The organism is Chitinophaga sp. (assembly GCF_036566945.1).
GTDB lineage: Bacteria > Bacteroidota > Bacteroidia > Chitinophagales > Chitinophagaceae > Chitinophaga.
In genome coordinates this window covers 1-23210 of the sequence record NZ_DATCVJ010000038.1, presented here as the reverse complement: position 1 = coordinate 23210, position 23210 = coordinate 1, and the positions used below count along the sequence as shown (strand labels likewise).

The window sequence follows — 23210 nt, the reverse complement described above, 5'->3', positions numbered from 1 at the left end:
TAAGCGATGCAAGAACTACCCGTAATAGCCGCCGAACCGGCTACAACAAGAGTAAAAAAGCCTGATTGGCTGCGCGTTAAATTACCGATAGGCGAGAACTATAAGCAGGTGAGAAGCCTGGTAGATACCCATAAATTACATACGATCTGTGAAAGTGGTAACTGCCCTAATATGGGCGAGTGCTGGGGAGCTGGTACTGCTACTTTTATGATCCTGGGAAATATCTGTACCCGCAGCTGCGGCTTTTGTGCTGTAGCTACCGGCCGCCCGGAAGCCGTAGATTTTGACGAGCCTCAGCGCGTGGCGGAAGCCATTTACCTGATGAAAGTAAAACATGCTGTTATCACCTCTGTAGACAGAGATGAGCTGAAAGACGGTGGTTCTATCATCTGGGCCAATACCATTAATGCTGTCAGGGCTTTAAATCCTAACACTACCATGGAAACGCTGATCCCGGATTTCCGCGGACAGTGGGAAAACCTGCAGCGCATCATTGATGTGGCGCCTGAAATCGTATCTCATAACCTGGAAACAGTAGAACGTTTAACCAAACAGGTGAGAATACAAGCCAAATATCACCGCAGCCTCGAAGTGATCCGTCGCCTGAAAGAAGGTGGCATGCGTACCAAAAGCGGTATCATGCTCGGTTTAGGTGAAACCAAGGAAGAAGTAATACAAGCCATGCAGGACCTGTACGACAACGGTTGTGATGTGATCACACTGGGTCAGTACCTGCAACCTACCCCTAAGCACCTGCCGGTAGCACGCTTCGTACATCCCGATGAATTTGCAGAACTGCGCGAGATAGGTTACAACATGGGATTGGACTACGTAGAATCCGGACCGTTAGTAAGATCCTCTTATCATGCAGAGAAACATATTGTTAGCGGTCGTAATAAAGGATGACCGGAACCGATTTTCACTTAATTGTTAAAATCCACCCAAAAGGGTGGATTTTTGTTTTCATAACATTATCTTAGCGCCCGAATTGATTTTACCTAACAACAAAATGTTTGTTGTCTACCTACTTCTCAGTTATACGTTGTGTTCAAATATTTGGAACCACACCCGAAAACCGTGCTGCCAATGTTTCCGACGATTTTGAATAAGCAACTCTCTTATCAACCTGCCTGTTTGCTGTAGTGATTAAAGCTTAACATGTTTTTGCGGTAATTAATACTGTTATAACGCCAATGGCTATATAACAAATAAGGAACAATGGTGCGAGGCCGATAAAAAGCGCTTAGCCATTAGCTTTTAGCTGTTAATAAATACAGCGAAGGAAATGGAAGAAGCGAATACTTTTTTCGTGCAGGCATTGTTTTCCTCCGATTGGTACAATGATGAACTGAATGTCAAAAGCCTTTTATGAAAAGAGCATTTTTTTATTTGTTAGGGGTGTCCTGCGGACTGTTTATTTCCCCGCAGTTATTTGCACAGCAATCTACGGACTCCTTGTTAACCAGTGCTACCCTGCAGGAATGCATCCGGTATGCCATTTCACATCAGCCGGTCATACGCCAGTCACTCATTGATGAAGCGATTACCGACAGAACGGTGAAGAGTAAGCTGGCCGACTGGTATCCACAGATTAACCTGGATTATAATATCCAGCATGCCCTGAAGATACCCACTACCATCTTTAATGGCAACCCTGTACAACAAGGTGTGGCTAACTCGTCTGCCGCACTGTTCGGGTTAAATCAAAACATTTTTACACGGGATCTGTTGCTGGCTACCAATACTGCCAGGGATGTACGAAAACAGAGTCAGCAAACCACCACGCGTAACCAGATAGACCTGGTGGCCAGTGTGAGCAAAGCCTACTATGATGTGCTGCTGACAGCAGAACAAATAAAGGTGCTGAGCGAAGACATTACCCGCCTGGAACGCAGCCTGAAAGATGCGAATAACCAGTATGCGAGTGGAGTGGTAGATAAAACAGATGCCAAGCGTGCCACTATTTCTCTGAACAACGCCCGCGCCCAGCAGAAAGCTGCCCGGGAGCTGCTGACAGCCAAACAGGCTTATCTGAAGGAATTGATGGGATACCCAACCAATTCCGGTGATGTACCACTGGCACAGGATTCAGCTGCTGTGGCGTCACAGGTAAGCGGTGAGGATACTTTGCTGACCGCAGATTATAAAAGTCGTATAGAGTACCAGTTACTCCAAACACAGGAAAGCCTGCTGCAGGCCAACGTGAAGTACAACAAATGGAGCTATCTGCCTACTGTATCGGCGTTTATTAACTACTCTTTTTCTTGCCTGAGCCCTGACTTCAACAAGTTGTACAGTCAGGATTATCCAAGTTCCATGCTGGGACTGAAATTATCACTGCCTATTTTCCAGGGAGGAAAACGGGTTCATAATATCCGGATGGCGGAACTGCAATTGCAGCGTACCCAGTGGGATTATGCCGCGCTGAGAAGCCAGATCAATTCGCAGTATGTGCAGGCCATGTCTACTTACAAGAGTAACTACAACGACTATCTCACCTTGAAAGAAAATGTGCAGATGGCCAGGGATGTATATGATATGTTACAGCTGCAGTATAAGGAAGGTATTAAAACCTATCTGGATGTACTGGTGTCTGAAACAGAATTGCGCTCTGCGCAACTGAATTTTTATAATTCCATGTACCAGGTACTGTCCAGCAGGATAGATCTGCAAAAAGCATTAGGAACCTTAACAGCTAATTATTAAATGGTAACCGGAACGGATATGAAAAAAATGAACAACATTGTCTTAATCAGCGCTGCCAGTATCCTGGGCTTATCTGCCTGCAGTGGTCCTGCTAAGAAAACAGCGCCTGTAATGCCCCCTACACCGGTAAATATTACAGCAGCATCTGTAGCACCGGCCGTTTATTACGATAAATATCCTGCGTCTGTAGTAGCGTTGAACCAGGTGGAGCTGCGTTCTCAGGTATCAGGATTTATCACCGGTATCTTCTTCAAAGAAGGAGAAGTCGTGGAGAAAGGAAAAACCCTGTATGAAATAGATCGTCGTAAATATGAAGCGGCTTACTTACAGGCACAGGCCAACGTAGCCAGTGCAAAAGCCAGCTTCGAAAGAGCGAAGAAAGATGACGATCGCTATCAGCGCCTGGCCGATCAGGATGCGGTAGCCCGTCAGATCCTGGACAACGCAAAAGCGACCCTGGAAACTTCCCGTAGCCAGTTAGCCGCAGCAGAAGCCAACCTGACCTCTGTGCGTACAGACCTCGACTATTCCCTGATCAAAGCACCGTTTACTGGACGCATTGGTATTTCCCAGGTGAAACTGGGCGCTCAGGTGAGCCCCGGCACCACCCTGTTGAATACCATCTCCAGTGAAAATCCAATAGCAGTGGATTTTGTGGTAACAGAAAATGATATTCCCCGCTTTGCTGCCATGCAGGGCAAGGGTAACGCCAACGATACTACGTTCCGCCTGCAGTTATCTGATGGTACAGAATATGTACACGCCGGTAAAATACTTGCTATTGACCGCGGTGTGGATAACCAAACCGGTACTATCCGCGTGCGTATTGAATTCAATAACCCGGATGATAAACTGAAAGACGGCATGAGCTGCGTGTTACGCGTACTGAATGAACAGTCCGGCGACAGACTGATCATCCCTTACAAAGCCATTACAGAGCAGATGGGCGAATATTTCGTGTTTATTGCCAAAGACTCTGTAGCCGCCCAGCAGAAAGTACATCTCGGTCCTAAACTCGGTGACAGAATAGTGATCATGGACGGCATACAGGCTGGTGATCAGGTTATTGTGGAAGGCTTCCAGCGTTTACGTGATGGTGGAAAAATACAGATTGGAATACCAGCCGCCGCACAACAAGGCGCGCCTGTGAAGAAATAGTTTATCAGTAGAATCAACAGCGAAGATCATGATTGCAGATACTTTTATAAAACGACCCGTGACGGCAATAGTGATATCTATTGTACTGGTACTGGTGGGAATATTGGCGATGATGAACCTGGCCATTGGCCAGTATCCGGAGATTTCGCCCCCCACGGTGCAGGTAACAGGTACCTATACCGGTGCGGATGCACAAACGGTGGAGCAAACCGTGGCTACCCCTGTGGAAGTACAGGTAAATGGTACGCCGGGTATGACTTACATCAACACCAACAATACCAGTAGCGGACAAATGAGTATGACGGTAAACTTTGAAGTAGGTACCGACATTAACATTGCCGCCCTGGATGTGCAGAACCGTGTAGGTATTGCACAACCTACCCTGCCACAGGAAGTACAGCGTTTAGGCTTAACCGTTAGAAAGCGTAACCCCAGCATCCTCATGCTGGTGGCCCTGTATTCTCCCAAAGGCACACACGATATTACTTTCCTCGATAACTACACCAACGTATACGTAAAAGATGCGTTGCTGAGAGCGAAAGGAGTAGGTGATATCTTTACCCGTGCCGATGATTTCAGTATGCGTATCTGGCTCAAGCCCGATAAGCTGGCAGAAATGGGTGTTACCGCCGATGATATCCGTGCCGCACTGGCCGAGCAAAATGCGCAGATCACCGCGGGTTCCGTAGGTGCGCCACCACAACAAACCGGACAAACATTTGAATACAACATCTTCACCAAAGGCCGTTTGTCTACACCGGCAGAATTTGGAAATATCATTGTGAAAACCCGCCCTGCGGATGGAACATTGGTATACCTGAAAGATGTAGCCCGCGTAGAGTTGGGTAAATTTAACTATGCCGGTAACAACTATGTAGATGGTAAACGTGCGGCTTATCTGCTCGTGTACCAGGCACCTGGTAGTAATGCACTGGAAACGGCTGCCAACGTAACCGCCGCCATGGAAGAGCTGAAAAAGCAATTCCCGCAGGATGTGGATTATGTGGTGCCGTTTGAATCAGTATCAGTAGTAAAAGTATCTATTGAGGAAGTAATACACACCCTGGTGGAAGCCCTGATTCTGGTAGTGATCGTGGTATTCCTGTTCCTCCAGAGCTGGCGTGCTACGCTGATTCCGATCCTGGCTATCCCGGTATCTATTATCGCCACCTTTATCTTCTTTATACCACTCGGATTTACCATTAACACATTAACCTTGTTCGGTTTCGTACTGGCCATCGGTATTGTGGTGGATGATGCCATTGTGGTGGTGGAAGCGGTGCAGCATAATATAGATCATGAGAAAATGACGCCGAGAGATGCGACCGCACAGGCCATGAAAGAAATTTCCGGACCTGTTATTGCGATTGCCCTGATCCTCGCGGCGGTGTTTGTACCCGTAGGATTTATACCCGGTATCGTAGGCCGTTTATACCAGCAGTTTGCGATCACGATCGCTATTTCTGTAATGATCTCCGCTTTCGTGGCGTTGTCATTAACACCAGCATTGTGTATCCTGTTGCTGAAGCCTATGCACCTCGACAAGGATTCAAAAGGACTGAACAAGTTTTTCTTTAAATTCAACCGCTGGTTCGGACATACCACTTCCCGCTATTCTGTGGGGGTGAAGAAAAGTATTCATTACTTCCGTTATGCAATGGTAATCCTGCTTTGCATTTTCGTAGGTACGATGATGTTATTCAAGAATAAGCCTACCGGCTTTATTCCTACGGAAGATGAAGGCCGTTTGATCATCACGTTTGACTTACCGGAATCTTCTTCTACAGAACGTACGGTAAGCGTCATGTCTGCGATGATGAAAGACCTGGAAAAGATCCCGGGTATTGCACACTATGCAGCATTGGGTGGTTTGAATGCGGTGAGCTTTGCGACCAAATCCAACAGCGCCACGATTTTCTGTTCACTCGATCCATGGGCGGAACGTAAAGCAGATTCCTTACAGATCACCGGTATGGTGGCCAAAGTGAGGGCAACGCTGAGCAAGTACAAAGAAGCCAATGTGGTAGTGATACAACCGCCGGCTATTCCAGGTCTGGGACAAACTGCCGGTTTCTCATTTGTGTTACAGCAAAGGGGCGCTGGTGAAATCAAGGCATTTGAAGGCGTATTACAAAAGTTCCTGGCCGCCGCTAATCAGCGTCCGGAAATTGCACAGGCATTCTCCTTCTTTACCGCGCGTACACCGGGTTATCAGCTGGATATAGATCGCGAAAAAGCAAAGAAAATGGGTGTGAAAATATCTGATATTGCCTCTGCTCTGCAAACGTATATGGGTAGTGCCTATATCAATGACTTCACTATTTACGGGCGTAACTTCCGTGTGGTAACGCAGGCAGATTCTACTTACCGTGGCGATATCAAAAACCTGAACCAGTTGTTTGTACGCAATGCTGCCGGTTCTATGGTGCCATTGAGTACGCTGACCTCCTACAAGGTAATTGAAACAGCGCCGGTAATTTCTCACTATAACCTGTTCCGTTCTGCGGAAATAAATGGTGGACCTGCGCTGGGATATAGTAGTGGTGATGCTATCAACGCATTGAAAGAAGTGGCAGCACAAACATTACCGGATGGATATGGCTATGAATTTTCCGGTTTGAGCCGTGAGGAATTATTATCCGGGTCTAAGACGGTATATATCTTTGCCCTCTCTATCATCTTTGTGTTCCTGTTTCTGGCCGCATTGTATGAAAGCTGGTCGGTACCCTTCTCGGTACTGCTGGCGGTTCCTATTGGTGCCTTTGGGGCCATTACGGTGCTGACTTTCCTGCCTAAGCTGAGCAACAACGTATATGCACAGATTGGGTTGATTACGTTGATTGGTTTGTCGGCCAAGAATGCGATCCTGATTGTGGAATTTGCGAAGGAACGTGTGGATAGAGGTATGGACCTGGTAACAGCCGCTGTAGAAGCAGCCAAGCTGCGTTTACGTCCTATTATCATGACCTCCCTGGCCTTCCTGCTGGGTATCCTGCCACTGGTATTTTCTTCCGGTGCGGGTGCGGAAGCGCGTAAAACCATGGGATGGACGGTGTTAGGTGGTATGTTTACTGCTACCTTCCTGGCGATCTTTATTGTGCCGGTATTGTACGTGGTGATCACGCGCCTGGCTTATGGTAAAGAGAAACTGCGTAAAATGAAAGAGAGCTATCAGTCAGTACCTGAGCATGATATACAGGGAAAACTGTAGGTAAAAAAAGAAGGGTTTATAATTACATATGCAGAGAGGCGTTGCGTGAGCAGCGCCTTTTTTGTGGCTATTCCGGGAGAATACGTTTGCCATCTTTATCGAAATGCCGGGTTAACTGCCATTCTGTATCGCCCACCATGTACATGGTACCTGCTACTACTGCGCCCACGGTGATGTAGAGGAACCAGTCCGACTGGCTTTCAAATATCAGTGCACAGGCCACACCGGTGGCCAGCAGAATAACACCTACACGTCTGGAAATATAGGCGGCATATTCATTGGCAGAATGCCACATTTCCGGTGTTTTGGTAGACAGGAAACTGCGGTAACCATACCAGGATTTGGTGCTTTTAGGCGGGAAGCGGTGAATAATATATCCCATCAGAAAGAATAGTACACCGGCGAAGATCGCAGCATTGCAGTACGTCGTATGAAGGAATCGCAACAACATGGTCCGGGGTTTTGGTTACCATAAGGTACGGAAAAAATTACGAATTACGAATTACGAATTACGGATTTGTGGGGAGATGCAAGCGGCCGTTGATCTTCGCGTTTACTATCTTCCCGCAAATTCGTAATTCGTAATTCGTAATTCGTAATTCGTAATTCGTAATTCGTAATTCGTAATTCGTAATTCTTTAATGCTTCGTCGTATCCGTGTTGTTGGCTTTCTTCTTAAACAGTCCGTTCAGTGTATTCTTTACAGACTCTCCGGCTTGTTTACTCACATTATCCAGCGGTTTGTTGGCAGCGGTTTGTGTAGAATCTTTCTTACCGCTGAGCTGATTTTTTAATTCATTTTTCAGGGAATTCACTGCGGTATTTTTGATCTGGTTAAGACTATCTTTTACCGTTGTTTTTACCGAATCCACTTTATTTTTTACCAGTTCAGTGGCCTGTGATTTCAGGCTGTTGGCGGTTTCGCGCAGGTCTGTTTTTACGCTTGGTTTAAGGATGTTACCAGCCATTAACACCTGCAGGTGTACGCTGTCGCCCAGGTTTACCGGGATGCCTTTGCTTTGCGCCTGTGAGGCCAGGTTATTCACCAGGGTGTTACCGGCGGAGCCCATCATACTGCGGGGTAATGCCAGTTGCAGGGTGTAATCGAGCGACTGGTCAAAGCCATGTGAACCACCGATATTCATTTTGATACCGGCCACCGTTACATTGAACGGATTGATTTTTACGCGGCCATTTTCAAAAGAGAAATAGTTTTTAATATCACGAAGGGAGATATCTTTCAGTTGCGACACGTTGAGGGTACTGGCCAGTTGATCTACCGGTGCAAACTGTTTCAGGAAACCCTGTATCAGCAACAGGTTGCCATCACCGGTAAGGGTACTCAGGTCGGGCGACATGTCCTTTCCTAACTTACCGTGCATGGTTAACTGGGAACTAATTTTTCCGGAAAGGAATTTCCCGATGGGCATTAACTTTTGTACGGTATTAAAGGTGTTGAAGGTTTGTTGTACGTCGAGGTTTTGCACATCGTAAGCCAGGTTAATATCCGGATTGGTTTTGCTGGCTTTGGTGCTGTAACTGCCGTTGATTTCCATGGTACCCTGTAATGCGTTGGCTTTCAGCTGTTGCATGTTCACGGTTTCATCTTTCACCAGGAGGTTGCCGCTTACATTGGTAAGATCGGCTTTGTCGTAATGTATTTTATTGACGTTAGCGGCCAGCACTATATCCAGGTTGGCAGGAACGGCAAACGGTATGGCGGCAGCGGAATCTTTTTTAGCAGTAGCCGGATCGGCGGCAGTGGGCGTAGTACCCATCCATTTATCCAGGTTTATTTCATCTGCTTTGAAATTGAATTTGCCATCGAGTGGTGCATTTTTTAACGTATAGGCGAGCAGGTTATTCACCTCTCCGTTTGCTTCAAAGTTGGTGCCCAGGTATTGTCCGTTGAGGTCTTTTACCGTTACGTTTTTGGGGTTAAACTGTAGCGAGAGATTATTCACTTTTACGCCATCGGGATAGTCTTTGCTTTTGTAGAGCATGTTGCTCAGTTGCAGGGTGCCGGCGGCATAGAAGCGATCGTATTGTTGTTTTTCGATCGCGCTCATATTGCCTTTGGCGCTGATATCCGCGTCGAGTAAACCGGATAAGTTGGTACCGGCTTCCAGTTTTACGAATTCGGTAATTTTAGACAGGTCCAGTTTTCCTTTGGCAGCAGCATCCACGTACAGATCGGAGACCGGTGTTTTAACCAGTACGCGCAGATCCAGTGGGGTGTTGTCCATTTCCAGGTGGCCGGTAGGCATATCTACCACCGTGTGATCAGGTACCCCATCCGGGTTGCTGATCTTCATAGCTATCTGGATATTTTTTACTGGTTTTGGCAGGTCAGGATATTGGAAGAAGCCATCTTTCACGGCCAGGTCCAGTCCGAAAGAAGGCATTTGCACAGGGGAGTAGTTGCCTTTTACGAATCCGTCGAAAGCAGCAGTACCGCTGGTTTTTATCTTATCAAAATCTGTTTTGTAGATGGCAGGTACTAATGATAACAGGTCTTTAAAATTAGTAGAAGGAGCTTTAAAGCTCATATCCATGCCGTAGGTGGAATCATTTACCAGTTTGAAAAACCCTTGCAGGGCCAGTTCCAGGTTATTGATCGTTGCCTTACCGTCTTTAAACGTATAGGTGTTACTGTTATTATCTATCTGGATGGCGGCATCCAGTTTGGTTTTCACCTGCGACAAGTAAGGGATCAGGCCATATCTGAAGGTGATGCCGTCCGCTACGGTGCTGGTTTGCAGGAGAAACTGGTCTTGCGTGAAATCGCCTGTGCCGGAATGTGTTAAGCCGGTCACCAGTAAAGCCATGTTACCCTGCCGGTCATCATAGCTGATGTATGCGTCTTCAATTTTATATTGTTGGAGGCGAAGTGCAAATTTACTTTTGCTGGTATCGGCCGGTGTGGCCGCAGTGGTGTCGGGTTTGGTAATATCCCAGTTGGCGGCGCCGTCTTTATTAACGATAGCGTGTATCCGTGGTTGTATAAGAGCGATGTTATAGATATCCATCTTATCTCCCTTTATTACACTCATGAGATTAAGGGCTACATCGATTTGTTTTACTGCGAGAAGGGTATCGCCTGCAAACTCACCGATACCTACTACCTGCAAGTCTTCCAGGCCAACGGCCAGCCGGGGAAAATGACGGAATACACTGATATCCACATCTTTAAAATCCACTTTGGCATTGAGCTGGTTGTTCAGCTCCGTTTTTACTTTTGCGATGATCTTGTCTTTGAAGAAATAGGGTACGGCAAAAGCGGCCACTATCAAGACCACCATTGTGATACCCACAATTTTTAGGATCTTTTTGAGCATAGGTTCATTTTAATTTGGGGGTGAAGATAAGCAGAAAGCAGAAAGCGGAAAGCAAAAAGCAATTGCCGGGGAGATTTATGCGAAAACCATCCGCTACAATGCCTTTTTGCTTTTTGCCTTTAGCTTTTTGCTATTTTTGCAGCATGACACCGGAAAGAAAAGAACGATTACTGTCGGTACTTAACAAGCGGCAGGCTAACTTGACAGTGGTGCTGGAGGATGTACAGGACCCGCATAATGTGGCCGCCGTGATGCGTACATGCGATGCCGTGGGGATACAGGATATTTATATTATCACCTCAAAACCGCCACGGATAAAGAACTGGGGACACAGAAGCAGCAGCAGTGCCAAACAATGGCTTACGATACATGATTTTGATAATGCCGCAGATTGTTTTACCGAACTGCGTAAGCATTATGATAAGATATTGACCACTCACCTGGCTGCCGATGCGGTGAGCTTATATGACATTGATTTCTCGGGCTCTGTGGCATTAGTGTTTGGTAATGAGCAGAATGGGGTAAGTGATAATGTAAGAGCCATGGCGGATGGGAATTTTATTATCCCGCAGATGGGCATTATCCGCTCCCTGAATATCTCCGTGGCATGCGCCGTGAGTATCTACGAAGCCATGCGCCAGAAAACACTGGCAGGGCATTACCAACAACAGGGATTACCGGATGCACAATATAACACGCTGTTGAGTGAGTGGGGCTTTAAGGCAGAAGATTTGCAGGACGACGAGAATTAATTTTTTCTTTATGGCAACAGGCAGACGTTTTGAGGTAGAACCGCCACTATCAGATATCGTGAAGCATTTGTATGCGATGCAGACAGCTGCCGATGAATTGCCTGTTATCCACCATCTGTCGCCTCACTACGAAATGATGCTGACCTTCAATTTCGGTGCGCCGGTAAATATTTCTTTTGCCGGGGAATCGTTAGGAGTGCAGCAAATAGATAAAATAGGGATATTGGGTCCGTTGCGGAAAATGTTGAATTACGAGATGGGGCCGGATGGCGATTTGCTGGTAGTAATATTTAATCTCGATGGGTTTTATCGTTTGTTTCAGGCCCCGGTAGATGAACTGAATGGAGAGCAGTTGCATCATCATCTTATTACCGCAGGCTACGAAGAATTGTGGCAGATCCTGTATAGGACTACCAGTATGGAAGAACGGATCCAGATACTGAGTGATTATATTGTTACTTTTATGCATGATGCGGAAGATGCCGCCAGACCGCTGTTGCAGGGCGCAGATTATTTTAACGACCCGCTCATACAGCCAGCCAAAGCCATTGCTGCTGATGCTGATTTATCTGAACGTTCCATACAGTTACGATTTAAAAAATATGTAGGATATTCTCCCAAAGAGATGTTGCGTTTTCTCCGTTTCAAACAGGTGATTCATCGTATAGAAAATACTCCGGGTAAGGAGATCGATTGGTATGATCTGATCCACGATTTTGGCTATCATGACCAGAGTCATCTGATAAAAGACTTTCATCATTTCCTGGGCACTACGCCGGAAATATTTATTAAACAGATAGCCGGGAAAGAATTTTGTACCACCGGGCCGGGAAAACATTATTCCTGAAAAAGACAGTTCGGTTGACGGATGCCACACGGAAAGAATAATTGTCTGGAACATGGGCATTTACTATATTAGCGCAGATACAGGATTGATTATTAATGTCTGCCTACCTACCATTTGATGAAATAGTATTGCTCCGGCAATTGTCCGATAATGACAAAGGAGCATTTGAAACAGTGTATAATTATTACTTTCTGTTGGTGTTCTCTTTTTCGCTGAAATTTGTGGAAGACCGGCAGGTGGCGGAAGATATAACTTTAGAAACTTTTGTAAAGCTATGGGATAAACGCAGTAGTCTGTCTACTTATTCCAATATCAGCCCATTATTATATACTATTGCCAGAAATGCCTGTCTCAATCATTTGCGGGATGAAGACCGCATGACCCGTCGTCACCAGGAATTAGCCAGACAACAGTCAGATGAACAGCTGTCGCTGGATTCATTTAGTAATATAAAGGAGGAAATTTATCAGCATCTGTACCTGGAAATCGAGAAGCTGCCAGGGAAAATGGCCAACATCCTGCAATTGAGTCTTAAAGGATTTAAGAATGCCGAAATTGCCGGCCAGACAGGGATTAGCGAAAAAACAGTGAGGAATCTTAAAACCGAAGCCATCAAACAATTACGCACGAAATTGTTAAAGAATGAATTATTGCACCTCCTTATTTTTCTGTCTCACTAAAAAAAAATTAAAAAAAATCGGGACAATTGAATGTTAATGGTGTTTATACCATACAACCAGTACTAAATCGCGCTGAATGCCGCCGGAACAGGAACAAATAACAGCTCTCATTCTGAAATATCTTTCAGGGGAACTCACCGTTGAAGAACAGGTAGAGTTAGATACGTGGTTGAATGCCAACGAGGAAAACTATGCCCTGATGGAAGAGTTTCGCAACGAAGCTGTTGTCAGGCAGGAGTTACAGGACATCTATCACACCAAAACAAGGATCTGGCAACAACTGCAGGAATATACTACGACTAATGTTCGTTCGGTGCCTAACTACCGCAGGATAGCCTTGTATGCCGCCAGTATTTGCTTATTGGTGGTAGGAGCAGCCACTTATTTCGTTTATCGCTGGCGTACACCTGTACCTACAGAAGTCGCCACTACGCCGAAAGCGCACATAGATATTCCATCGCCGGCCACCAACAGGGCTTATGTAACATTAGGCAATGGCAAAAGAGTGTATATAGACAGTTTACAGACGGGCGCCGATATTATACCAGGTAGTAATCTAGCACAGAAATTATCGCCGGATAAAATTGAATATGCATACAACTCCCGGTCTGCCGCCCCGGAACTCAATACCATCACCGTTCCCAGGGGAAGTAAACCATTGCTCATCGCCCTGCCGGATGGCAGCCAGGTATGGGTAAACGTAGCATCCACCATTTCATTTCAGGCACCTTTTGCCGGAAAAGAGCGAGTGGTGAGTGTTTCCGGAGAAGCCTACTTTGAGGTAGCCGCTGCGGCATCGCAGCCTTTTATTGTAAAAAGCAAGGGGCAGGAGATTAAGGTATTAGGAACCGCGTTCAATATTAAATCATACGAAGAGGAGTCAACCATCAAAACAACTTTAGTAAAAGGAAAAATTCAGATCAGCCAGCATACATCAGGAACAATGAAAACGCTGACTGCCGGACAGCAAGCCATTTCATCACCAGATGGCCAGTTGATGATAGACCAGGACGCTGATATGGAAGAAGCGCTTGCCTGGAAAACAAATGTATTTCAGTTCAGCAATGAAGACCTGAAATCTATTATGCAGCAACTGGGAAGATGGTATGATGTGGAAATTGTATACCGGGGGGCAGTACCTAATCGCTTCTTCACCGTAAAAATTTCACGAGACAAAAGCCTGACGGCCGTATTAAAAATCATGGAGCTGTATGGCATCAACTTCCAGCTCGAAGGTAAAAAGTTAACGGTGTTGCCGTAGCATCCTGACACTAAAAACAGGTATAAATAAAGCCGGAAGTCCTGGTAAGACCTCCGGCCTGGTATCGGCATGCACAAAGTATTTGATCGCACAAACACGGCTTCCTGGTAAGAAGCCATTTTTTGACACGCCTAAAAACAAAAGTATGATTTTCTTGCATTCCTCTCAAAAAAGGGAATTCAGCCAATGGTCTTTACTAAAGAAGCTATTGATTATGAAACTGACAGTGTTATTCCTATTATCTGTCTGCCTGCAATTGTCCGCCAAAACGAGCGCTCAGAACGTGACAATTACCGCAGATAAAATTTCATTGGAGAAAGTCCTGCGGTCTATCACCAGGCAAACAGGCTACGATTTCTGGTTCGACAGCCACTTGTTGGAGCGCGCCAACAAAGTAGATCTTACCATCCGTGATATGCCGGTGGAAAAGGCATTGGCCTTATGTTTCATCGGGCAGCCGTTTGATTATAAGATCTACGAAAAAACAATCGTGATCAAAGAAAAGGCTACGCCTCCCAATGCGGCGGAAGTATTGGCCGATATCGTTGTCAGAGGGCGCATTACCGACGAGAAAGGTATGGGACTTCCCGGCGCCACCATCTCGCTGAAAGGTACCAACAAAGGAACCGCAGCAGATGCTACCGGCGCTTTCACCCTACATATCCCCGACAAAGGAGGTACATTGGTTATTACCTTCGTAGGGTACGATCCAATGGAAATTCCGGTGACCAAGTCCGGCAATGTCGACATCGTATTGAAACCATCTGATAAAAAAATAGATGAGATCGTAGTAGTAGGATTTGGTACACAAAAGAAAACCAATCTTACCAGCTCCGTGAATACCGTTAAGATGGATGAAATAGCCGGTAACCGTCCTGCCAGTACTACCGGTACGTTATTACAGGGCGTTGTACCCGGGCTGCAGGTAACTTCAGGCACTGGTGAGCCGGGTGGAGGGTTTTCTTTCAATATTCGGGGTACTGCCAGTATTAACGGTAATGGTGCTCCTTTGATTCTTGTGGACAATATCCCTTTCAGCGGCCCCATGAATTTGCTGAATCCCAATGATATTGAAACAGTAACCATATTGAAAGATGCAGGCTCCGCTGCTATCTACGGCGCACGCGCTGCTTTTGGTGTGATATTGATCACCACAAAGAAAGGCTCAAAAAACAGTAAGGCAAGATTCGATTATAACAACAACTTTACTTTTTCTACCCCCAGTTCTATCCCGAAGGCAGCCAGTCCGCTCGCTACCGTTCAAGCCTATAAAGATATGGGCTACGGCGCCTACTGGACAGGTCAGAACGTGGATAAATGGCTGCAATTCCTGAATGACTACAAAGCAGATCCTTCTAAATTTCCATTGGGATATACTACGGATGCAGGTGTAAGATACCAGCTGGCCCAGTCAGACGTTATCGGCCAGTTATTCGACAACGCAGGTATTCAACAGATGCATGATTTTGCTGTAAGCGGAGGTTCCGAAAAAACAACTTACCGCATTTCCCTGGGTACCGTAAAAGAAGATGGTATCATGGTGTCCAATGCAGATTCCTACAAACGTTATAACGTAAAATCTTATCTCAGTACAGATGTTACAAAGTGGTTGACCACACAACTGGATGCGAGCTATTATAACTCTCTTAAATCAGATCCTAACAGTGGCTGGTTGTGGGGAACTGCCAGCAATAGCCCTTCTTACGTACCAACTGTGGATACCATGACTATCGGTGGTGTGCTGTACCCCACTGGAACGCCCAAGAATCTCCTGCTCAATTCAGTTCCTACAAAAGACCGGTTTGACGATATTCGCTTAATGGGAAAGGTTATTGCCAAACCAGTAAAGGGACTCACTGTTACCGGTGAATACCTGTATGAAAATCTGCGGGAAACAGTGACCAGTTACAACAAGTCTTTTAACTACGCTGATATTTCTGAATTTGTGGTAAAGACAACAGTACCTCCAAACAACGCTGGTTTCTATAAGTCCAACCAATCGGATGATCGCCGCACCCTGAATGTTTACGCGAACTACAATACCTCCTTCAAAGACCATCACTTCGCGGCGATGGCAGGCTATAACCAGGATGATTTTCATAGTGAAGCACTCTGGGCAAACAAGACACAGATGATTTCTGCTGATCTGCCCTCGATCTCCACCGCTGTAGGTAATCTTACCGCCGATGACAATTACCTGGAATGGAGTGTACAAGGATTCTTTGGACGTATTAATTATGATTATAAAGGAAAATACCTGCTGGAAGTAAACGGCAGATCGGATGGATCTTCTAAATTCCCGACTAATCACAGATGGGGATTCTTTCCTTCCGCTTCCGCCGGATGGCGCGTAACAGAAGAAAATTTCATGCGCCGCTTAAAGCCAGTGTTGTCGGAGCTGAAACTAAGAGCTTCCCTGGGAGAAGTAGGTAACCAGGACATTGATCCATATCGCTTCCTGGATGCAATGAATCCGGTATTGACCGGCTGGATGGTAGGTGGTGCACGTCCCACCACTTTAAGTACGCCTGGATTGGTAAGCCCTAATTTTACCTGGGAAACAGTGAGGACGTTAAATTTTGGTATCAATGCGGGCTTCCTGGATAACCGCCTGAATGTATCTGCCGACTGGTACAGAAGACAAACATTAAATATGTTGACCAGTGCGATTCAATTACCGGCAGTATTGGGTACCGGCGCTCCGCTGCAAAACGCGGCCAACCTCCAATCACAGGGATATGAGTTATTGCTGGAATGGAGAGATAAGGTGGGAGAATTTAACTACTACATCTCCGCTAACCTCTATGACTTCAAATCAAAAATTACCAAATTCGATAATAACAAAGCAGGATCGTTGAGCACCTACTATGTAGGAAGAGATATGGCCGAAATATGGGGATATACCACCGATCGCTTATACCAGGAATCAGATTTCGACAATGGTGTCATAAAGTCTGGTATACCGAAACAGATAAGAAATGGCTCAAACCTCGTAACGCCTAACGCCGGAGATGTGTTGTATAAAGACTTTGACGGTGATGGTGTGATTACCAACGGGCAGAATACCCTGGCTAGCCACGGCGATGTGTCCATTATAGGTAACAACCGCCTCGCCCTGCAGTATGGTATCAATGGAGGCGTTGGGTATAAAAACTGGAACTTCTCTTTTGTGCTGGCAGGCGTAGGTAAACGTGATCTCTGGATCAGTAACAACCTCACATTCCCTTATAACTATGAGTTTGGGACGATATTCCAGCATGAACTGAATTACTGGACACCTACTAATACCGATGCACATTACGCACGTATTTATGCCAAAGCAGCGGGTAACTCTGCGATTAACAAATTTGTGCAGACAAGGTATATGACCAATGCCGCCTATATGCGTGTCAAGAATTTGAGTCTTGCTTACAGTTTGCCTGAATCCATGCTGAAAAGAATTTTCTTCAACAGGTTACAGGTATTTTTCAGTGGTGAGAACCTCTTTACTTTCAGCAAATTCCCTAAAGGTTTAGATCCTACTTCTACCGACGATAAAGGCTATGGTATTAATTACCCAATGATGCGAATGTTCTCCTTCGGTGTTAATACTTCCTTTTAATGACTGATTATTTAAAATGTGTGTAATGAAAAGAAATACATTTCTACTACTGTCTTTGCTGGCTACAGCAGCCTGTAATAAAGACTATCTCGATAAATTACCCCTGGATAAAATGACGGAAGCTACTTCCTTCAAAACGGCTGATAATTTCAAAACGTATATGTGGGGCTGTTATGAATACCTGCCTAACTATGACATTGATGTGCCGGCAGGGGAATTCAATTCCGATAATTTTGTAAACGGTTATAACGTTGCCAATAAATCACCCTATGCGTTTCAGTTAAAGATCATCCCTGCGGTGACCTCTGGTACACAGTGGGATTTCAGCTTCATTCGCAGGGTCAACATTGCATTGGATAATATTGATCAGTCTTCGATGAATCAGACAGATAAAGATCATTGGAGGAGCGTAGGCTACTTTTTCCGGGCCATGAAATATTACGAGTTGCTGGCCGCCTATGGCGATGTACCCTGGATTGAGCATAAGGTGTCAGACACTTCCACCAGCGTGCTGTATGGTCCCAGAACACCCCGGGATCAGGTAGCAAAAAACATCCTGGATAACCTGGTATGGGCAGAGTCGCACATCAAAACAGATGGTGATGGTGCTAACACCATTAATGTACATGCGGTCAGGGCCTTATTATCGCGTTTTGGATTGTTTGAGGGCACCTGGCGTAAGTACCGGAATATGCCGGATGCAACTACTTATCTTACTGCTTGTAAAACCTATTCAGAGAAGTTACTGGCTTCCTTCCCAAATGTGATGGGCAGTTATGATGATGTTTTTAATTCGGAAGAACTGGTAGGCAAACCGGGTATTATCCTGGCACGTCAATACATTGCAGGTCAGGCGGGGCACAATGCTGCGCGTTATGTACGTACTTCTTCCTGGGGTTCTGATTTATCAAAAGACGCCGTAGAAAGTTATCTCTGTGCAGATGGTAAACCCATTTCCTCTACTACTACTGGTTACAGTGATGCTACGATGAATGCGGAGTTCAGAAAAAGAGACCGGAGATTATACTTTACCGCATTGCCTCCCTATAAGGTGATTGCGGCTGGGCAGGTAACAACGTATACCCGTACCAGTAATCCGGACGACAATGAATTTATTGATTTCATGGCCACGCTGCCGGGTAATGATGCCAACCGGAAAAGGTTGCCTGTGGCAAACTGGGCTGGGTATTACCTGTACCGGGCGCCACACTTCCTGAACGATAAAACTGCCGGCGCGCAGGGCTTCATGAATACTTCTACCGGATATTATTACTACAAACCGTATAATACTTTTACCGATGTAAGTACTACGGGTGTAGCCACTACCGATTTTCCTATTTTCAGAGTGGAGGAAACGATGCTCAACTATGCAGAAGTGATGTGGGAGCTGGGACAATTTAATCAGGGTATTGCTGATATGACCATTAATAAATTACGTCCAAGAGCCGGACTGCCCAATATGGTGGTAGCGGATATCAATGGCGCCTTCGATAACAAGCGGGATGCTGCTATAGATCCGGTTTTATGGGAAATCAGGAGAGAAAGGAGGGTAGAGCTGATGGGAGATGGTTTCCGTTTTAATGACTTAAAAAGATGGAAGAAGGGAGAGTATTTCAATAAGCAATTGCTGGGCGCCAAAGTGCAGGTATCGGATTACGGTGCGGGTACGCCGATTACATTGAATAGCAATGGATCGGTGGTGTTTTATCCGGTGCCGGTGGGCTGGCTGGATAAGTACTACCTGGAACCGATACCATTAGAACAAATACAGCTGAATAATAATCTTGCGCAAACAGATGGATGGAAGTAATGCCGTTTTAAAAATAAAAATGCCGCATCTACATAAGAGGCGGCATTTTTATTTTCGGGAGATTAATAGCCTGGATTTTGATATACACTGTTATAGATATTGATAACACTTTGTGGTATTGGCAACATCGATGTATGGATTAACGCCTGGTAATGGCGTTAATCTTTGTGCTACGAGATTACTACTGGTGTAGTAATCACTAAGACGCTAACAATGTAGGATGCGTTGTTGGGTGAATGTTTTTTTCGGAGACGGACTGCTATTAATTAAGGAATAAAAATCAAATCCTCATAGTACATACCGATATAAAACGGTGTATAATGAGCGATAATGGCTAGTACTTTTGGAACGCTATAAATAGTGGTATTTCAACGCATTGTACTTGCATTATCATATTGATTTTGATTTTTTAATATCCTTAAAAAGTGGTAGTTTATGTCTAATTTTGACAACATGCCATATAGTTCGCGCCAGATAGCTAATTTCTTTATTAAGTCCAGTCAAAATACTGGAGATGAGCTTACGCCCATGAAACTGATTAAGCTATGCTATATCGCACATGGATGGAATCTTGCTTTGTATAATGAGGCTTTGCTGGATGAAGCCATTCAGGCATGGCAGTATGGACCTGTTATTCAAAGTATTTACCGGGATTTTAAACATTATGGTAATTCACAAATAACAGAACTGGTAAAAGTAGGAGATGAATATCCATTGCCCAATCCAGCTGCTTTTCCGTTGTTGAATAAAATTTGGGACGTGTATAAGAAGTACGACGGCGTACAACTGAGTGCCATGACCCATCAGCCTGAAACGCCCTGGGATATTACCTGGAATGATATGGGCGGAAAACAACTTCGCGCAGCCATTATTCCAAATAATCTCATACAGCAACACTATCTGCAAAAAATTCAGCGCACGCCAAATGAACAACAGCCAGCCAGGAATTAATGGGATCCCGGAAGAGGAAATGACTATTATCAGTGAAGAACAACTCAATATTATTTCGCGTTCTGACTCGGCACTAAATACACCTGATAATTTACGGGATCGGTTAGCTAACCAGGAACTTCAGCACCAGTTTAGGGAAGGTGTGAGAGGAGAGGATTATCGTATTCACATCCACCGATTCGTTTGTATTGGTATGTACGCCATTGGTGCTATTATCATTTTGATGATTCTTATCAGAGCCTTTCATTTTTTGTCTCCTGAAAGATGGCATTGGCTGACAGATAAGGAAAATCAGGATATAGAACGAATTATCTTCGGCACTGTTTTTATTTCCGTTGTAGGAAAATATTTTAAGAAGTACAACATCATAGACGAACCTTCTTCCCAGAGAAATTAGTATACTTTTACGCACAAAAAAATCCCTGGCCATTCAGCCAGGGATTCGCATTTATACTTACATAAACCCTTATGCACTACATGTAACGCAACCTTCTTCCATGGTGCAAACTGCACCCACAATGATTTCTTCTTCTGCGCTGTCGCCACCGGCGGCCACCACTGGTTGCATTTGCTGACCTCCTTGTTTTTCCACGGTAAACTGTACTGCTTGTGTAGCAGCCTGTGTACGCAGATAATACATGCCGGTTTTTAATCCTTTCTTCCAGGCGTAAAAGTGCATAGAGGTAAGTTTGGCATTCGTTGGGGTATCCACAAACAGGTTCAGTGACTGAGACTGGCAGATGAACGCGCCGCGATCGGCTGCCATGTCAATGAGGTTACGTTGTTTGATTTCCCAAACTGTTTTATACAGTTCTTTAATATTAGCAGGTATTTCAGCAATGTTCTGAATAGAACCATTTTGCGAAATAATCTTGGTCTTCATGTCATTATCCCACAGGCCCAGTTCTACCAGGTCTTTCAGCAGGTGTTTGTTCACAATCACAAACTCACCACTCAGTACACGACGGGTGTAGATATTGGAAGTGTATGGTTCAAAACACTCGTTGTTGCCGAGAATCTGGGACGTAGAGGCGGTAGGCATTGGTGCCAGCAACAGGGAGTTGCGGATACCATCTTTTACAATCGCCTTTTTCAGTTTATCCCAGTTCCAGCGTGCGGAAGGTTTTACATTCCACATATCAAACTGCAGAATACCTTTGGAAGCAGGGGAGCCCGGGAATGTTTCGTAGGCGCCGTCTTTCTTAGCCAGGTCGTTGGAAGCGTTTAAGCCGGCGAAATATATGGTTTCAAATATTTCGCTGTTCAGTTTCTTCGCTTCATCGCTTTCAAACGGATACCGCATGAGGATAAACGCATCGGCCAATCCTTGTACCCCTAAACCTACTGGGCGGTGGCGCATGTTGCTGCGTCTGGCCTCTTCAATAGGGTAGTAGTTGTTGTCGATGATTTTATTCAGGTTCAGCGTAGCCTGGTAAGTGACTTCGTATAATTTGTCGTGGTCAAATTTACCATCGATCACAAAGCGTGGCAATGCGAGGGAAGCCAGGTTACATACGGCTACTTCGTTTGCATCGGTGTATTCGATGATTTCTGTACACAGGTTGGAACTCTTGATGGTGCCCAGGTTTTGCTGATTGGATTTGCGGTTGGCAGAATCTTTATACAGCAGGTATGGATTACCGGTTTCTATCTGTGCATCCAGGATGGCAAACCAGAGGTCTTGTGCTTTCACGGTTTTGCGGGCACGGCCTTCCTGTTCGTATTTTGCATACAATGCTTCAAATTCTTCTCCCCAGCATTCGTGCAGTCCTGGTGCTTCGTGTGGGCAGAACAATGACCAGTCGCCATTTGCTTCTACACGTTGCATGAACAGATCCGGCATCCAGAGGGCGTAGAACAGATCACGGGCGCGCATCTCTTCTTTACCATGGTTCTTACGCAGATCCAGGAATTCGTAGATGTCGGCATGCCATGGTTCCAGGTAGATCGCGAAAGCGCCTTTACGCTTGCCACCACCCTGATCTACGTAGCGTGCAGTATCGTTGAATACGCGCAGCATAGGAATGATACCATTGGAAGTACCGTTGGTTCCGCTGATGTAAGATCCTGTTGCACGGATGTTATGAATGCTTAAACCGATACCACCGGCACTCTGGGAAATTTTAGCCGTTTGTTTCAGTGTATCGTAGATGCCTTCGATGCTGTCGTCCTGCATGGTGAGCAGGAAGCAGGATGACATCTGTGGTTTTGGAGTGCCTGCGTTGAACAGGGTAGGCGTGGCATGCGTAAACCAGCGCTCACTCATCAGGTTGTATGTTTTGATGGCAGACTCAATATCTTCTTTGTGAATGCCTACAGAAACACGCATCAGCATATGTTGCGGACGCTCCTGTATTTTACCATCTGTTTTCAGCAGGTAAGAACGCTCCAGGGTTTTGAAACCGAAGTAATCAAACGCAAAGTCGCGGTCGTAGATAATGCTTGAATCCAGGATGTCTGCATTTTTAGTAATGATCTCCCAGATTTCATCAGACAGCAAAGCAGCTGACTTACCTGTTTTAGGATCAATATAATCATACAGCTTCTTCATCGTTTTGGAAAACGACTTAATAGTATTCTTATGCAGATTGCTTACTGCTATGCGGGAAGCCAGCAGTGCGTAATCCGGATGTTTCGTGGTAAGGGAGGCGGCTGTTTCGGCAGCCAGGTTGTCCAGTTCGCTGGTGGTTACCCCATCATACAAACCTTGTATTACTTTTTTTGCTACATCTATTGCATCTACATATTCCGTATTGAAACCATAACATAGTTTTTCAATACGGGCAGTGATTTTATCAAACTTCACTGCTTCTTTCCTGCCATCTCTTTTAATTACGAACATGGGTCTGTGAATTTAGGTTTTAGCTATTAGTTGTTAGCTATTAGCCAAAGGAG

At 45.4% G+C, this 23210-nt stretch carries 15 protein-coding genes; 12 read left to right on the top strand and 3 right to left on the bottom strand.

Features of this window, described 5'->3' with window-relative positions; all coding sequences use genetic code 11:
- Positions 1-6 precede the first annotated feature (6 nt).
- The 4 genes from lipA (at position 7) to VIP81_RS01140 (ending at position 7075) form a co-directional block, all read left to right on the top strand.
- Positions 7-906, top strand: a complete 900-nt coding sequence (gene lipA / locus VIP81_RS01155; RefSeq protein WP_331956641.1) for a lipoyl synthase — start codon at positions 7-9, stop codon at positions 904-906.
- Positions 907-1368: 462 nt separating this feature from the next.
- Positions 1369-2706, top strand: coding sequence for a TolC family protein (locus tag VIP81_RS01150; RefSeq protein WP_331956640.1), 1338 nt, complete (start codon positions 1369-1371; stop codon positions 2704-2706).
- Positions 2707-2724: 18 nt separating this feature from the next.
- A complete protein-coding gene (locus tag VIP81_RS01145) occupies positions 2725-3864 on the top strand; it encodes an efflux RND transporter periplasmic adaptor subunit (RefSeq protein WP_331956639.1) in 1140 nt (379 codons plus the stop codon).
- A gap of 28 nt (positions 3865-3892) precedes the next feature.
- Positions 3893-7075, top strand: a complete 3183-nt coding sequence (locus tag VIP81_RS01140) for a multidrug efflux RND transporter permease subunit (protein ID WP_331956638.1) — start codon at positions 3893-3895, stop codon at positions 7073-7075.
- Positions 7076-7142: 67 nt separating this feature from the next.
- On the opposite strand, the gene VIP81_RS01135 is transcribed toward VIP81_RS01140, so the two are convergent.
- On the bottom strand, positions 7143-7526 hold the full coding sequence (locus tag VIP81_RS01135) for an SdpI family protein (protein WP_331956637.1): 384 nt from the start codon (positions 7524-7526) through the stop codon (positions 7143-7145).
- Positions 7527-7713: 187 nt separating this feature from the next.
- Entirely contained in the window at positions 7714-10413 is a 2700-nt protein-coding gene (locus VIP81_RS01130) for an AsmA family protein (protein WP_331956636.1), read from the bottom strand.
- 143 nt (positions 10414-10556) lie between these two features.
- On the opposite strand from VIP81_RS01130, the gene VIP81_RS01125 reads away from it, so the two are divergent.
- The 8 genes from VIP81_RS01125 (at position 10557) to VIP81_RS01090 (ending at position 20712) form a co-directional block, all read left to right on the top strand.
- Entirely contained in the window at positions 10557-11165 is a 609-nt protein-coding gene (locus VIP81_RS01125) for an RNA methyltransferase (RefSeq protein WP_331956635.1), read from the top strand.
- Between the two features lie 10 nt (positions 11166-11175).
- Positions 11176-12012: a helix-turn-helix domain-containing protein gene (locus tag VIP81_RS01120; protein ID WP_331956634.1), complete on the top strand. Its 837-nt coding sequence runs from the start codon at positions 11176-11178 to the stop codon at positions 12010-12012.
- Positions 12013-12107: 95 nt separating this feature from the next.
- Positions 12108-12692: an RNA polymerase sigma factor gene (locus tag VIP81_RS01115; RefSeq protein WP_331956633.1), complete on the top strand. Its 585-nt coding sequence runs from the start codon at positions 12108-12110 to the stop codon at positions 12690-12692.
- 76 nt (positions 12693-12768) lie between these two features.
- On the top strand, positions 12769-13953 hold the full coding sequence (locus VIP81_RS01110; protein ID WP_331956632.1) for a FecR family protein: 1185 nt from the start codon (positions 12769-12771) through the stop codon (positions 13951-13953).
- A gap of 214 nt (positions 13954-14167) precedes the next feature.
- Positions 14168-17554, top strand: a complete 3387-nt coding sequence (locus tag VIP81_RS01105) for a TonB-dependent receptor (protein ID WP_331956631.1) — start codon at positions 14168-14170, stop codon at positions 17552-17554.
- A 25-nt stretch (positions 17555-17579) separates the two neighbouring features.
- Positions 17580-19364, top strand: coding sequence for a RagB/SusD family nutrient uptake outer membrane protein (locus tag VIP81_RS01100; protein ID WP_331956630.1), 1785 nt, complete (start codon positions 17580-17582; stop codon positions 19362-19364).
- Positions 19365-19817: 453 nt separating this feature from the next.
- Complete coding sequence (locus VIP81_RS01095; RefSeq protein ID WP_331956629.1) at positions 19818-20315, top strand: Panacea domain-containing protein; 498 nt, start codon at positions 19818-19820, stop codon at positions 20313-20315.
- Positions 20290-20712: a hypothetical protein gene (locus VIP81_RS01090; RefSeq protein ID WP_331956628.1), complete on the top strand. Its 423-nt coding sequence runs from the start codon at positions 20290-20292 to the stop codon at positions 20710-20712. Before VIP81_RS01095 ends, VIP81_RS01090 begins: the two co-directional genes overlap by 26 nt.
- Positions 20713-20781: 69 nt before the next feature.
- Here the strand turns inward: VIP81_RS01090 and VIP81_RS01085 are convergent, their stop codons facing one another.
- Positions 20782-23157: a ribonucleoside-diphosphate reductase subunit alpha gene (locus tag VIP81_RS01085; protein WP_331956627.1), complete on the bottom strand. Its 2376-nt coding sequence runs from the start codon at positions 23155-23157 to the stop codon at positions 20782-20784.
- Between the last annotated feature and the right edge of the window lie 53 nt (positions 23158-23210).